This window comes from Novosphingobium sp., assembly GCF_036733805.1.
GTDB lineage: Bacteria > Pseudomonadota > Alphaproteobacteria > Sphingomonadales > Sphingomonadaceae > Novosphingobium.
The window spans coordinates 1-13,187 of record NZ_DAIMZT010000012.1 but is presented as its reverse complement, the minus strand read 5'-3'; the positions used below and the strand labels follow the sequence as shown (position 1 = coordinate 13,187).

The 13,187-nt window shown below is 62.0% G+C and carries 17 protein-coding genes and 1 tRNA gene; 8 read left to right on the top strand and 10 right to left on the bottom strand.

Going from position 1 to position 13,187, the window contains the following annotated elements:
- Positions 1–8: 8 nt before the first annotated feature.
- The 5 genes from V7D69_RS04995 to V7D69_RS04975 form a co-directional block, all read right to left on the bottom strand.
- Positions 9–1,370 (bottom strand): M48 family metalloprotease, encoded by a 1,362-nt coding sequence (locus tag V7D69_RS04995; protein ID WP_324061045.1) that lies wholly within the window; start codon positions 1,368–1,370, stop codon positions 9–11.
- A gap of 142 nt (positions 1,371–1,512) precedes the next feature.
- A complete protein-coding gene (locus V7D69_RS04990; RefSeq protein WP_324061046.1) occupies positions 1,513–2,877 on the bottom strand; it encodes a PAS domain-containing protein in 1,365 nt (454 codons plus the stop codon).
- A gap of 100 nt (positions 2,878–2,977) precedes the next feature.
- Positions 2,978–4,264 carry an MFS transporter gene (locus V7D69_RS04985; protein WP_333605214.1) on the bottom strand — a complete coding sequence of 429 codons (1,287 nt, stop codon included), beginning with the start codon at positions 4,262–4,264 and terminating at the stop codon, positions 2,978–2,980.
- A 61-nt stretch (positions 4,265–4,325) separates the two neighbouring features.
- A complete protein-coding gene (locus V7D69_RS04980) occupies positions 4,326–5,060 on the bottom strand; it encodes a sterol desaturase family protein (RefSeq protein WP_324061049.1) in 735 nt (244 codons plus the stop codon).
- An 82-nt stretch (positions 5,061–5,142) separates the two neighbouring features.
- Positions 5,143–6,639, bottom strand: coding sequence for a DEAD/DEAH box helicase (locus V7D69_RS04975; protein ID WP_324061051.1), 1,497 nt, complete (start codon positions 6,637–6,639; stop codon positions 5,143–5,145).
- A 277-nt stretch (positions 6,640–6,916) separates the two neighbouring features.
- On the opposite strand from V7D69_RS04975, the gene V7D69_RS04970 reads away from it, so the two are divergent.
- From V7D69_RS04970 to V7D69_RS04960, 3 genes are all read left to right on the top strand, one after another.
- Positions 6,917–7,093, top strand: coding sequence for a DUF1289 domain-containing protein (locus tag V7D69_RS04970; protein WP_324061052.1), 177 nt, complete (start codon positions 6,917–6,919; stop codon positions 7,091–7,093).
- Positions 7,094–7,171: 78 nt separating this feature from the next.
- A complete protein-coding gene (locus V7D69_RS04965) occupies positions 7,172–7,492 on the top strand; it encodes a heavy metal-binding domain-containing protein (RefSeq protein WP_333605213.1) in 321 nt (106 codons plus the stop codon).
- Positions 7,489–7,785 (top strand): hypothetical protein, encoded by a 297-nt coding sequence (locus V7D69_RS04960; RefSeq protein ID WP_324061054.1) that lies wholly within the window; start codon positions 7,489–7,491, stop codon positions 7,783–7,785. Before V7D69_RS04965 ends, V7D69_RS04960 begins: the two co-directional genes overlap by 4 nt.
- 20 nt (positions 7,786–7,805) lie before the next feature.
- On the opposite strand, the gene V7D69_RS04955 is transcribed toward V7D69_RS04960, so the two are convergent.
- Positions 7,806–8,303, bottom strand: a complete 498-nt coding sequence (locus V7D69_RS04955; RefSeq protein WP_324061055.1) for an MmcB family DNA repair protein — start codon at positions 8,301–8,303, stop codon at positions 7,806–7,808.
- A 135-nt stretch (positions 8,304–8,438) separates the two neighbouring features.
- On the opposite strand from V7D69_RS04955, the gene V7D69_RS04950 reads away from it, so the two are divergent.
- The 5 genes from V7D69_RS04950 (at position 8,439) to V7D69_RS04930 (ending at position 10,080) form a co-directional block, all read left to right on the top strand.
- Positions 8,439–8,515, top strand: a tRNA-Arg gene (locus V7D69_RS04950).
- A 395-nt stretch (positions 8,516–8,910) separates the two neighbouring features.
- The gene (locus V7D69_RS04945) at positions 8,911–9,114 is read left to right on the top strand and encodes a hypothetical protein (RefSeq protein ID WP_333605212.1); all 204 of its coding nucleotides are present in this window, start codon (positions 8,911–8,913) and stop codon (positions 9,112–9,114) included.
- A gap of 86 nt (positions 9,115–9,200) precedes the next feature.
- The gene (locus tag V7D69_RS04940; RefSeq protein ID WP_333605211.1) at positions 9,201–9,512 is read left to right on the top strand and encodes a hypothetical protein; all 312 of its coding nucleotides are present in this window, start codon (positions 9,201–9,203) and stop codon (positions 9,510–9,512) included.
- Positions 9,513–9,587: 75 nt separating this feature from the next.
- Positions 9,588–9,860, top strand: a complete 273-nt coding sequence (locus V7D69_RS04935; protein WP_333605210.1) for a BrnT family toxin — start codon at positions 9,588–9,590, stop codon at positions 9,858–9,860.
- Positions 9,820–10,080, top strand: coding sequence for a BrnA antitoxin family protein (locus V7D69_RS04930; RefSeq protein WP_333605209.1), 261 nt, complete (start codon positions 9,820–9,822; stop codon positions 10,078–10,080). Before V7D69_RS04935 ends, V7D69_RS04930 begins: the two co-directional genes overlap by 41 nt.
- A gap of 14 nt (positions 10,081–10,094) precedes the next feature.
- Here V7D69_RS04930 and V7D69_RS16175 read toward each other — a convergent pair whose 3' ends face one another.
- Genes V7D69_RS16175 through V7D69_RS04905 form a run of 4 tightly spaced genes read right to left on the bottom strand, consistent with a single transcriptional unit; the run spans position 10,095 to position 13,098 of the window.
- Positions 10,095–10,799, bottom strand: coding sequence for a toprim domain-containing protein (locus V7D69_RS16175; protein ID WP_442947040.1), 705 nt, complete (start codon positions 10,797–10,799; stop codon positions 10,095–10,097).
- Between the two features lie 16 nt (positions 10,800–10,815).
- Positions 10,816–11,610, bottom strand: coding sequence for a COG4705 family protein (locus V7D69_RS04915; protein WP_333605208.1), 795 nt, complete (start codon positions 11,608–11,610; stop codon positions 10,816–10,818).
- Positions 11,611–11,619: 9 nt separating this feature from the next.
- Entirely contained in the window at positions 11,620–12,375 is a 756-nt protein-coding gene (locus tag V7D69_RS04910) for a transporter (protein WP_324061628.1), read from the bottom strand.
- A gap of 12 nt (positions 12,376–12,387) precedes the next feature.
- Positions 12,388–13,098, bottom strand: a complete 711-nt coding sequence (locus V7D69_RS04905; RefSeq protein ID WP_333605207.1) for a phosphatase PAP2 family protein — start codon at positions 13,096–13,098, stop codon at positions 12,388–12,390.
- Positions 13,099–13,187 lie beyond the last annotated feature (89 nt).

The following is a 13,187-nucleotide window of genomic DNA, read 5'->3' as shown; positions in this document are numbered from 1 at the left end:
TCGTCGCCTTAGCGGCGCTTTTTCCGACGTTCCAGTTCGGCGCGCGCTTGCATCTCGATATCCTGCGCCCGCAGCCAGTCGGGCGAGCCATTGGGAAGCCCCGCTTCGGCCGCCTGCGCGCTCATCAAGGCTTCCTGCATATTGCCGGAAAGCACCTGCTGTTCAGCGCTGGCCAGGCGGGCCCGAGGCATATCGCCATTGGCCGCATAGATCGTGCCCAATTGATACCAGGCAAAGGGATTATCGCGATCGCGCACGACCGCCGCACGCAGGACGCGCTCCGCCTCCTTGAAATTGGCGGGGTCCTCCGTCGCCATCAGCGCATGCCCGAACAGCGTTGCGATCAATGGTTGATTACCAGTGAGCTGCGTCGCTTTGCGCAACGGCGCCAGCGCCTGCGCCGGCTGACCCGATTCCAGCAGAACCTGCCCCTCCAGTTCCAGGAAATAGGGATCGTTCGGGTCGCTCGTGACCAACGCCTCGGTCTCGGCGCGCGCATCGTCCAACTTAGATTCCCGGTTGTAAGCGTAAGCGCGCGCATAATGCGCGGGGACGGAGTTGTCTGTCGCCGGATATTTGCGAAAGACGTCACGCGGTTCGGCAAGATAGCCGAACAGCTTGGCCTTCATCCGCACAAAGCGCTGCTGCAGCTTCGGATCGTCCGGCTTGTTCCAGGCCGGATCCTTCTCGTAAGTGTCCTGCAGCGTGGCGATACGGTCACCCGTTAGCGGGTGCGAGGAATAGAACTCATCGCCATCCTTAGGGCGATAACCATAGCGAAATTCCAGGTTCTGCAGCTTCTGGAAGAACTCGATCGAACCGCGCCCGCTGATGCCGGCGGTGGCAAGATAGTGCGCTCCCGCAGCGTCCGCCGACGCCTCCTGCGAACGGGTGTAAGCCAGGAACTTGCCCATCGCCGCCTGCTGTCCGGCCATGATGACGCCCATCGCCGCCTCGCCGCCGCCAGCCGCCGCTGCCGCCGCGCCAAGCAGTAGTGAGAGCAAGGAGATGCTGGTGGCCGCGCTCGCGCCTTGGTTAAGCACCGCGTGGCCGCCGGTCACGTGGCCTAATTCGTGGGCAATCACGCCCTGAACCTGCCCAGCGGTATCGGCCTCGTTGATAAGGCCGCTGTTGACATAGACCGCTTGCCCGCCCGCCACGAATGCATTGACCGAGGAATCATTGACCAGGACGATATCGACATTGGCCGGATCAAGCCCGGCGGCTTTGACCAGCGGCGTTGCCATATCATGCAGCAATGCCTCAGTCTCGGCATCGCGCAGGATCGACTGCGCCGTCGCCGGGGTCGTCGACCAGCTGCACAGCGCCAGGAACGTCAGAACAAAAGCGAGGATTCGCAGCTTCGGCATCGTGCCTCTTGGTACGCCGCGCCCTTAACGGGCGCTGAAGCATCAGTGCCGCCTTCGAATCCGGCGGTCGAAAACCCTGATGATTTCATGTGGCAAAGTCTAACGCGACATCATCACGTTGCAAGCGCGGCGAAGCGCGCGGTCAATCCAGTAAGCGACGTGCGGCGCGGCTCAGCAGCGCTTCATCATCAGCCACTTCGCCAAGCAGCACCAGTTCTCCATCCTCAAGACGGCGCGCGACGAGCACCGTGAACTCGCTGTCCCTACCTACTGAATCGAACGAACGGGGTTCGAGTTGGCGCAGTTCGGCGGCCAGCGCCGCATGGGCATTGCGTCCGCTATCTGCTTTGCCGCTTTCAACACGGCGAAGCCGGCGCTCTTCACGAAGCAGCGCCTTGAGACCACCGGTCGTCTCCTCAAGCAGGACGGCCAAGCCACCGTGAGGCAAACTCAGCCGTTTGCCGTAAGCGATTGCGGTGGCGAACTCGGTCAGCCTGGTCTTGTCGTAATCGGTGCCGAAGACAAGCTTGACCAGCGGGATCAACGGCGCGCGTTCCTGCACGCGCAAGCCGGCGTCTTCCACCAGTGCCGCGAAATCCTCAGGCGCCTCGGCCGCCGCCAGCGCGAAGTCATATGCGTGGCTGATTGCCTCGTAGAGCGCCCGGCGCGAACGGTCTTCCGTGCTTCGAGCATTCTCCGCCTGTTCGCGCGCCACCGCCAGCCAATCGCCCAGCGATCTTTCGCCGACCGGGTCAACCAGCGCGACATCGTCGAAATAATCGCCATGCAATCCGAACTCGACGAGCGGCAAGTCTACTGGCGTGGCATCAAGATGGGGAGTCCCCAGGCCCAGGTCGACAGGTCCGTCGGCCCATTCCTGCATCGGCGCGGTTTCGCGCAACATCGCCGGCAGGAGGCGCGGCTCCACCGCTTCGTCTACCTGCCTCATCAGCGCGTCAGTAGCTGACTGGTCGGCCAGTTCCTTCCAATTAATAACGCCATATATGTGATCGATGTTCGTATCGTCACGCGAGAAGGGTAGAAGTATGCCGCGATAGAGGATCGTGGCGGCGCGCTGGTTCACAAATTCCGCCTCGAAGCCGATGGGTGCCTGGTTGGCCAGGATTTGCAGGTAATGATCCGTTATGCGTGAAAGCAGCGACCGGCTGGGAACGTCCTCCAGCCGCCGAATCGTGCCGTGAACGCCGCATTCCTCCGCCAGTTGCTCGCCCAGATAAGCAATCGCGGGGTTATCGATACCGCCGGTGAAATCAAGCAGGACGCTATAAGGCCCGAAATCTTGCAATTGGTTGGGATCAAGCCTGGTAATGTCAGGGAAAGCGCGATTATCCAGCAGGCTTGCCCAGAAATTGTAAGCGCGCACCTGCATGCGCCGCTCGTCCGTGCCGATGATGGCCGGCGGTGATCCGGGGCCCGTATCTTCGGTGGTCGACGACGCCCCTTCTGGCTCGTCCCCACCGGAAAACTGACCGCGCAACGTATCCATATGGTTTCCCCATAAGCCCTTCCTGCCTCTTCTGGCGCAACATGGTGAATTAATCTTTAAGTTGGGCTGAGATGGAGGGGCGCCGTAGATCAAAGGTGCTCTATGGCTTAAGCACACCTTCACCCGGCCGTGGCAGCGGCGCTGTCATGCGCAGCACGACAAAAGACACCACGAGCACCACTGATCCCGCGTGAAGCGCGAAGGGCAGGCTCTTCCAGTCGGCGATCAACCCCCATGCCCACGCACCCAATGCCATGCCGCCGAAAGTCACGGCCTGATAAATGGAAAGACAGCGCCCGAGGATTTCATCGGGCGAGCGCAATTGCACCGCCGTATTGATCGTCGTCAGGATCAGCACCCAAGCCACGCCCGCGAAGAAAGCGGCCGGAAGAGCGTGCAGGATCTGGTGCGATACGGCGATCAGCGAAAGCGCGAAGGCGAACATCGCCGCGCCAACAGTCAGGATGCCTTCGAGGCCGATCCTGCGACGGATCGTCCCGACGAAGGGGGCGGCGGTGATCGAGCCGATGCCGAACAGTCCCAGCATCAGGCCGAAATCCAGTTCATTGCCGTGGAATTGGCTGCTGACAACGGCCGGCAACAGAGACTGGTAAGCGGAAAGGCTGAAACCCATCGCAAAGCCGCGGATCAGGATGCGGCGTAGCGGCCCGTTGCCCGCGCAATAGCGAATGCCCACCGCCACCGCGGGCAGTATCGGCCGTCGCTCTATCTTGCGCGGTTCGGGCCGCCACCATAACAGCACGCCGATCAGCCCGATGAAGCTGATGGCATTGATTGCGAAAGCAAACGAGACGTTCCAGATCGAGATCAGCATCCCGCCCAGCGCCGGACCGGTCGAGCGGGCAATGTTGAACGAGATGGAGTTGAGCGCGATCGCCTGCGGCAGCTCGCGGGGATCGACCTGCTGACGCACCGATGCCTGCCAGGCGGGCGCATTGAGCGCGGTGCCGGCACCCACCGCGAATGTGAACGCCAAAAGCAGAAACGGCGTGATCCATCCCGCATAAGCGAGGATTGCCAGCGCGGCCGACACAACCAGCATACTGACCTGCGCGGCCAGCATGACGCGGCGTCGGTCGAAATTGTCGGCGATCGCCCCGGCAAACATGCCCAGCAGCATGATCGGCACCGTTGCCGAAGCCTGAACTAGCGCCACCAATTGATGCGAACGAGTCAGCTCCGTCATCAGCCATGCCGCGCCGACACTTTGCATCGTAGAGCCGACGTTGGAAAACAGGTTGGCGATCCAGATGGCGCGAAAGACGGGATAGCGGAAAGGAGAAAAAGTGCTGCCCACGGGCTGAGGGACCAACCCCCTGGTCGTCTTGTCGACGACGTCTCTTATAAGGTCTTGATCCTCTGCCACATCCCGGACCTAGGAGGCACCGGCGCGATCAGCAACCCCGGCGTAACGTTCTCGAGAACGATCAGGGCTCCGACAATCCCCTGTCGGTGCCGCACAGGTGATCCCAGAAGCGGAAATAGAGGCCGTAATTGCAGCGATAGCTTTCATGATGCCGGTGATGATGGCTGGCGGTGATGAGCCAGTGGCCGAGAGTGGAGTGCACAAGCTGGCGGGGAAACAATTCCCAGCCCATATGATTGATGACTCCCATGACGGTCATGATCGTCAGGACAAGCCCCAGCATGGCGGCGTGAATGGGGATAAGAAACACCAGCAACGGAATCACGACCGCCCCGGTCAGCGCTTCGACGGGATGGAAGCTCATCGCCGCCCACGCGGTCGGGGGCTTGCTCGCGTGGTGCACCGCGTGCGCGAGGCGGAACGGTCTCGGGCGGTGCAGCCACCGATGCGTCCAGTAGAACCAGGTATCATGTAGGAACAAGTAGGCCAGCAACGAAAGCGGCAGCCACCACAGAGGCAGGGCGTGAACATCGACATAAATGCGGGTCCAGCCATGCCGCTGCCACCCCCACGCCACAATGCCCGCCGGCACGCCGTAAATCGCGGCGGATAGCAGCGACCAGGCAATCTCTCGCCGCACCTGGCGATCAAGTCCGGCGTAAAGCCCCGGCCGCACATGGCGGGTGAGCCAGGCGAACAAACCGGACGCGGCGAGATAGCGCAGGCCCACGATCGCCGTCATCGCGGTGACGGAAAACAATATAGCCAAGAAACCGGGACCGGAGCTCGCGGACATCGAGCAGGCTTATGCCTTCGGCGCAGCACAACCGCCAGAGGCATTCGGGGGCAAGGCGGTCACCCGCCCCCGCCTGACAGAATCAACCTGTGCGTCGCACGGAACCCTTGTGCGCGCCCATCCCCTTAGGACCACGCGGGCGGAAGCGGCGCTTGCGCTGCCCCTGCTCCTCGTGATTGCGCCGCTCACTATCGTGGCGCCGCTCTCCCTCATGACCTGCGGCCTCGCGGCGGGGGCCATCCGGACGGGCCGTGTCGCGCCGAGGCGCATCGCCACGGGGACGATCTTTGTGCTGTCCCTCGCGGCGGGGTTTGTTACCCGCGCCGGACCTGCCGTTGCCGGACTTGCGCTCTCCGTGCGGCTCTGGCGCTTCCTTGCGCGAGGGAGCCGGAAGGCGCGCAGCCTGGTTCTGAAAGTCTTCAGGAAGACCCTGCGAGGTCAGCTTCACGCGCGTCAGCCGTTCGATATCGCGGATGAACCCCTTTTCATCCGGGGCGACGAAGCTGATGGCCATACCGTCAGCACCCGCGCGCGCGGTGCGGCCGATGCGGTGTACATATTGTTCAGGCACATTCGGTATCTCGAAGTTGTAAACGTGCGAAACCCCCGAAACGTCAATGCCGCGCGCGGCGATGTCGGTTGCAACGAGCACGCGCACGGTGCCTTGCCGGAAGCCGCCCAGAGCAGCGGTGCGCTGGGCCTGGCTCTTGTTGCCGTGAATGGCCGCCGCGGCGATGCCGGCGGCAGCCAGGTGGCGAACCACCCGGTCAGCGCCGTGCTTGGTACGAGTGAAGACGAGCGCCCGGTCGATCGCGCCGTGCTCGGCCTTTTCGGCGGCGTCGGGGGCCAGCCCTTCACGCAGGCGAATGGTGAGCAACGCCTGCTTTTCCGCTTGGTTGACGAAAGTGGCATACTGTTCGACCCGCTCGGCGGTGGTCGATTGGGGCGCCACTTCGACGCGCACCGGGTTGTTGATGAACTGCCGGCCCAGTTCCGCGATCGCCTGCGGCATGGTGGCGGAAAAGAACAGGCTCTGACGCTGCTTGGGCAGTAGCGCGGCAATGCGCTTGAGCGGGACGATGAAACCCAGGTCCATCATCTGATCCGCCTCGTCCAGCACGAAGATTTCTACATGGCGCAAGGTCAGCGCACGGCTGTCAACCAGGTCCAGCAAACGGCCGGGCGTAGCGACCAGGATATCGGTGCCGCGTTCCAGTGCGCGAGCTTGCTTGCCCACAGGCATGCCCCCGAACACGCACTGGATCGAGAGGTTCAGGAAGCGGGCATAGCCGCGCATGTTTTCAGCGATCTGCGCCGCCAGTTCGCGCGTGGGCGAAAGCACCAGCATGCGGCAGCTAGCGTTCTTGCGCGGCTGCGGGTCTTGCGCCAGGCGGTGCAGGGAAGGCAGAGAGAAGGCAGCAGTCTTGCCAGTGCCGGTCTGCGCGATGCCAAGCAGGTCGCGCCCTTCCAACAGCGAGGGGATCGCCTTGCGCTGGATCGGCGAGGGGTCGGAATAGCCCTTGGCTTCAAGCGCGCGAAGAATGGGCTCGGCAAGGCCAAGTTCGGAAAAATAGGACATACGTCGCTTTCAAATAATGCGGCGGGCGCGAGCGCATTGCTCGCGAACACGGCAAGGGTTCGTTTCTGGCGACCCTGCGTGAAGAAGGAAGCTTTCGAGTGACAGCCGTTCGTCCGAGGCCGGTTGAGGTGCCGGGCACCTCGCCCTCACGCTGCTTTCGGATTGCGGCAGAGTGAGACTCCGCGCCGGTTGCTGGCGGCTCCTCTAGTGTGCATCGCGGCAAAGAGCAAGAAAATTACGCTTGCCTGCATAAGAGCCATCCGGTTCAGCGTTTGCGATGACTTCGCCCGCTTCTCCCTGTTCCAGGATCTGCCGTATCGACCCATGGATCGGATGGTGTCTCGGATGCCGCCGCACGTTGGAGGAGATCTCCACTTGGTCGAAACTTCCGCCAAAAGAAGAACACAAGGTCTTGGCAAAGTTGCGCGGCCGCGGGTCCAGTCCTCACAACTGAGCATCACTGCATCCGTTCCGTTGTGTGACCGGCCAGCCTTCGAGTATGACGTGGCGGCTATGACCAGGGGAGTAAGGCATGATTGTCGCGACTACGGAAAATCTTGTCGGATATCGCATCACGGAAAGTCTGGGACAAGTCTTCGGCGTGGTAGTGCGGAGCCGGGGCCTGGGCGGAAACATCATCGCCAGCCTGCGCACCATCCTGGGGGGCGAAATCAAGGAATACACGGCGCTGGTGGAGGATACGCGGCGCCACGCGATCGACCGGCTGGTCAGGAACGCCCAGCTGATGGGCGCTGACGCTGTCGTGATGATGCGCTTCGATTCGGGGGCGATCGGCCAGGCAATGAATGAAGTCGTGGCTTACGGCACCGCCGTGAAGCTGGCGCCTGTATGACGGGCATCGCGCGCAGGCTCGTTCTGGGGATCAGCGGATTGATGATCCTCGCCGGCCTGACGTTCCAGGCCGGCTTCGGCAGCGGATGGCCATTGATCGGAATCGGAGCGCTGATAGCCGCAAGCGTGCTGCTGGAAGGACGCTACCGTGCCCGCAGCCCGCGCATATCTGCTCAAAGCCGCTGGCAGCGAACCGGTGAACGGGAAGTGGACAGCGAGACGGGGCGGATCATCGAGGTCTGGTTTGATCCGGTCACCGGCGAGCGACATTACATACCGGCGTCCGACACCTGAGGATGGAACCGGGCTGCGGATCAACCATCCACGCCCCATTGCAGCGTCTGCGGATCCGCCAGCGTCACCAGTCGCCGCAGCGACGCGCGGGCCAAACGCTGCATCTCCGTCTTGCGTCGCGCAGCGGCGAGTTGACGCAAGGGTGCCGGGCGCACGATCTCTGCATCATAACCGTCAGCGACAATCACGCCGCAGCAGTCCGGCTGAAAAGCTTCGGTTTCCAGCAGCGTATGATCGAGCGCGGGGGACAAGCCCCAATAAAAACGATCGCAATAGTCGAGATAATCGGTCCATTTGCCGTCACCCAGCAGATCGGCGCGGCTCACCTTGATTTCAACGATGATGACGTGCCCCTTCGCATCGATCCCCATCAGATCCGCCCGCCGACCGCAACGCAACGGCATTTCGCCCAGACACCATATGTCGTTGCGCGCAAACAAACGACCAATCCCCCGCGCCACGTCCGACGCCGTGAAGGATAAAAGCGGTGACGCGGGAAGAGAATCGACTTCAGGCATGCTGCATGATAGGAACATACAGAGAACTTTCAAGCGAAATGCCGACATATCCCCAAGCGCACGTCGTGTCGGGCCTGCCACCCGCGATTTTGCCGCTGGAAACCCCATCCACGCTCTGCTAACCGCCCCTGCACTGCACCCGTAGCTCAGCTGGATAGAGCGCTGCCCTCCGAAGGCAGAGGCCACAGGTTCGAATCCTGTCGGGTGCGCCATGTTTTCAATGGCTTAGCGGGAAACCCGCGCAAACCATCAAATATACGTCAAATAAGTCGGCTGCGCGCGGAAGCGAGCGGCGGCGATCAGCCGCGTACAATCGCCAGCCCAAAATCCGTGAAATTGACGGGAAGCGGCCCGGCCGTTGCGCGCCTGTGCGTTTAAACGCACTTGAAAACCGAAGCACTCACCTAACTCATATGAGAAATGTCTGCGAATGTTTGCCCTTCATAGCAAATGACTAACATTATAGAAAATGAATAACCGATAATGGAAATGGCGATTTGTGGAAAACTTATATGTTTTCTCCACGATCTAATGGCCAGATGAATCACCTTCTGTACGATTAACCTCAGATAATTTTAGGGATCGAAGCATGAAAACTTGGCGTCAAATGACCAGCCCCGAACGGTACGCGCGTTACCGGGAAATCGCCGCTGACCGGATGGCGGACAACGACAACACGCTGATGACGCGCCGGGCCGAAGGCGAGCGACGCCATCTGGAAAACGAAGCGTACTGGCTGGCACAGGAGCGCCTGAAATACGGCATCAGCGAACGCGAACAGGCCAAGCCGCTTTCCAGGATGCGTGCGTGAAGCCCACGCCTGCCAGCTAGACCGATTCGATGCGCAGCGCGTGAACGATAACTCTCACCTCATGCAACACACAGGAGCATTTCCAAATGACACAGCAAGCATTCATCACGCCGCACGATCTGATCAAGCGTTGGGGCGGCGCCGTCACCATCGGCACGCTGGCGAACTGGCGCTGCCAGCGTGTCGGTCCGACCTACGCCAAAATTCGCGGGCGCGTCCTCTACCCGGTCGCCAAGCTCGAAGCCTGGGAAGCGGAGAACACGCACCACTGTGCGACTGGCGGGCTGACGGCCTCGCACGCAACCCCCAGGCTGCAGTTGGGCCGTCCATCATGTCGCATGGCGGCTGGCCGCCGTGGTGCGTGCCCCGTCCGGGCGGTGGACGGCGATATGCGTTAAACGCCATGCGCTGCGGAATATTTGTACATACAATAATGGTTGACAAGCATATTTATTGTGCATACAGAAATACACATGGAAATCAGCTTCGATCCGGCCAAGCGCGAAGCCGCCAGGCAAGAACGTGGGCTTGATTTCGCGGATGCGCCAGAGGTGTTCGCAGGGCTGGTTTTTGAGGGTGAAGATGATCGCCGCGACTACGGCGAAAAGCGTTTCATCACCGTTGGCTTACTGCGCGGCCGAATGGTCGTGCTGGTATGGACCCCGCGTGGCGCGGCTCGCCACATAATTTCTATGCGGAAGGCAAATGACCGTGAACAAGCGCGATACAAAACCCGCCTGGGTTGACCCCGACGACGCACCGGAATTGACCGATGAATGGTTCGCCAGCGCGGACCTAAAGATTGCGGGCAAGGTTGTCCGGCGCGGACGCCCGAAGGCGGACACGACCAAGGAACGGATAACGATTAGACTTTCGCCGGACGTAGTGGAGCATTTCCGCGCGACCGGCCCCGGCTGGCAGGCCCGCATTGATGCTGCGCTACGTAATTGGGTTTCTGCGCACTAGGTGCGGCCGCGCGCCTATGCGCTGACCGTTGCGAGCGCGGTGGTCGTTACGCTGCGGCTATTCACAGACGCACACCGAATGAACGCAGGATCGCCGCGAGCGTTTCCAGCGACGGATTGCCATTCTCGCTCAGCGCCCTGTACAGGCCCGCACGGCTGATACCGGCCCGCCGTGCCACCTCGCTCATACCGCGTGCGCGCGCCACATTGCCGAGTGCGTGTGTGATGACCCTCGGGTCGCCGTCCTCGAATGCAGCTTCGAGATAGAGGCGGATTGCCCTTGCCGTTGACATGCGGCAATTGGTCATATTGCACATTATCATTCGCCGGCGCCGCAACCACCACGTCCGTGCCGGTAGTATCAGGCCGGCTGACCACGGGATTCGCCAGCAACTGCGCCCGCGCCACGGCATCGCCCTCAAGCGCCACCAGGTCGTTCCAGTCGGTCGGCCGGCTGCTCACGTCCTGGAACTTCGGCGCGATCATGAACCCGCGCGTCGCATCGGCTGCGCGCTTGGCGTAGTGCAAGCCGGGGTTCTCAATGTCGCCCGCCTTCGTCCAAGCGTCATTGTCCGCAGCGATGATGAACGCAGCTTGCGCGAACTCCTTGCGCATGATCTCGGCAACCACCGGCAGGTTTCCCGCATCGAAACACACGATCACACACCAGCCGGTCAGTTCGTGGATGGTTGCACCCGTGGCATAGCCCTCACAGAACACCAGGGTTTTGCCGGCCTCACCCGTGAGGTCTGACGGGCCGCTGTGGGATCAATGCGATGAGCAGGATGATAGCGCCGGCGAGCACGGCGGTAGCAAGCGGCCGGCTGAAGTCGAGGCCGCCCTTCTCAAGTGGCTTATCAAGGAAATCGCCCACCGTGGCGCCCAAAGGGCGGGTAAGGATGAAGGCGGCCCAGAACAAGAAGACGTGCGAGAGGCTCGTCCAGAAATAGAGTGCCACCAGTACGGCAAGCGCTGCTCCGAACACCACCGCGCCCCCGCCGTAGCCCAGTCCGGCGTCGGCCATCCAGTCGCCGAGGGCGGTGCCGAGCGTTTGCGAGAAGGTGATCGTCAGCCAATAGAAGATTTCAGCGCGCGCGCCGATCACAGTGTTGACCGCAATGCTGCCAAGCGCTCGATGCCAGGCGAAAAGCGACATGAGGACACAGGCGAGCAATATCAGCGAACCGCCCGGATAGCCAATGCCGAGCGAGCGGTCGGCAAAATCGGCAAGGGTAGTTCCCGCCGTGGTCGATGCGACAATCGTTGCCCAATAGAGCCAGGCGTTGAACGCGCGTGCGCGGATCTGCGCCCAGATCAGCCCGACGAGCAGGACGCCAAAGATGGTCGTGCCGATAAGATAGCCACTGAAGGCGGACTGTGATGCGCCGGGCGTTGTTTCGCCCAGCCAGGTCATAGTCACGGTGTCGCCGCCGGTTTCGCCCAACGTGGTCGCCAGAATCTTGATGATCCAGAAGCCGAACGTGACCGCCGGAACCTTCGCCGGTTTTATATGCGTGGATTGGCCAATCATGTTCGTTCCTCAGATATCCAAGCCCAGCGCCAGGAAGATGTGGAAGCGGACCGCTCCGCCGCGATCATCGAATGTGGGGCCGCCCGATGCCAGCAGCCGGAACGGACGCTTCAATTGCCAGATGGCGCCGAGTCCCAGGCTGGTCGAACCGCCGCCGCCGTTCGTGTCGGCGCCCTGCCTGTCGGCCTCGGCCCCGAGCAGCAACGGATTTGAAACCCGCCGGGTAACGGCAATACCGCCGGTCCAGTAATTCCGATTGCCGGGCCCCGGATTGATGGCATATCCACCGCCACCGAAGATCGACCAGCGGCCGGCATCCTTCTGCACCCAGACCGGCAGCAATGCCGTCACGCGTCCGGCGCCCATGGCATTGGTCGCTGTCGGCACGGTCAGTCCAGGAAATACGGCAACCTGCAGACCTGCGCGTCCGTCGTGGAAGAAGCGATACTTGGCGGACAATTTGATATCGCCCGCCCCCGCGCGCCAACCACGCGTATCGCGGGCATAAGCCAGCGGCAGGCTGGCCGTGAGTTGCAGGTCGCGTGCGGCGCCATAATTGAGTTCCACGCCGGACGTGCCTTCGAACTGGGCGCCTCGCCCTTCCGCCTCGATCATGGGAGCGTAGATTTCCCAATGACCGGTATCGGTCGGTTCCGGATCGTCCGTGAGAAATGGCGGCCCGGCCAGGGCCGGATACGGAGCGTCCACGCAAGCAAGCGCCAGAAGCAAACCGAACTTGCGGCAATCACGTGATCGATAGGCCATCTACCTTTATGCTCAGCGTAATCCGGCCTTTGTCAATTCCGCTCTGGCCGCGTCAAACATTTGGGCAAAGCGCGGCTTGGCCATCAAGCGGTCCGCGACGAGCAATCCCAGCGCTTCGCCGGCGGTTACGTCGCTGCGGAAATGTTGCTCGCAGACGATGCGGCTTTGTCCATAGTCGGCCGCCCGGGCCATGATCGCCGGAGCCTTTGCCGGCACCAACCGAGCCAATACCGCGCCCATGGAAAAGGCCATGGTCGTGTGCCCGCTGGGATAGCTGGAAAGCGGTTCATCGCCACGACTGCAGGTCTTGAGGGCAGGGTCGACAATCCAGGGACGCGGCCGGTGGAACTCCTCCTTGCCACGGTCAGCGGCAGCCTTTTCCGTTTCGCGAACGGTTTCGAAGAGCGCGCGCGTAGCGGGCAGTTTTGAAAGATCGAATGACGGACCAAGGACCGCGGCAAAGATCGAGGCGTTCTTGGTCTCGCCGTCGTGCCGGGCGGCGGCAAGTTCCGCATCGCTGCGTGCGGTTTCGATCGCGCGCAGTTCGGCAAGCTCCGCTTGTGCTTGAGGGCTGCCTGCGCTCGGCGGCGCAGGCAGGACCAAGGCCGGATCGAGATCGGCCTTGGTCAGAAGATTATCGTCGTCATCCTCCTTCGCGGCGGCCGGACCAGCAGCGAGGAGGGCGAGGCCAGCGAGAAGGAGTGACAATTTGGAGCTACGCATGGTCTGGTTTGCTCTCATGGATCAGAAGGAGAAGGTCACATCGCCCGAGACCGCGCGGCCCGGCTGATAGAAGTATTGATCGAAGTTGT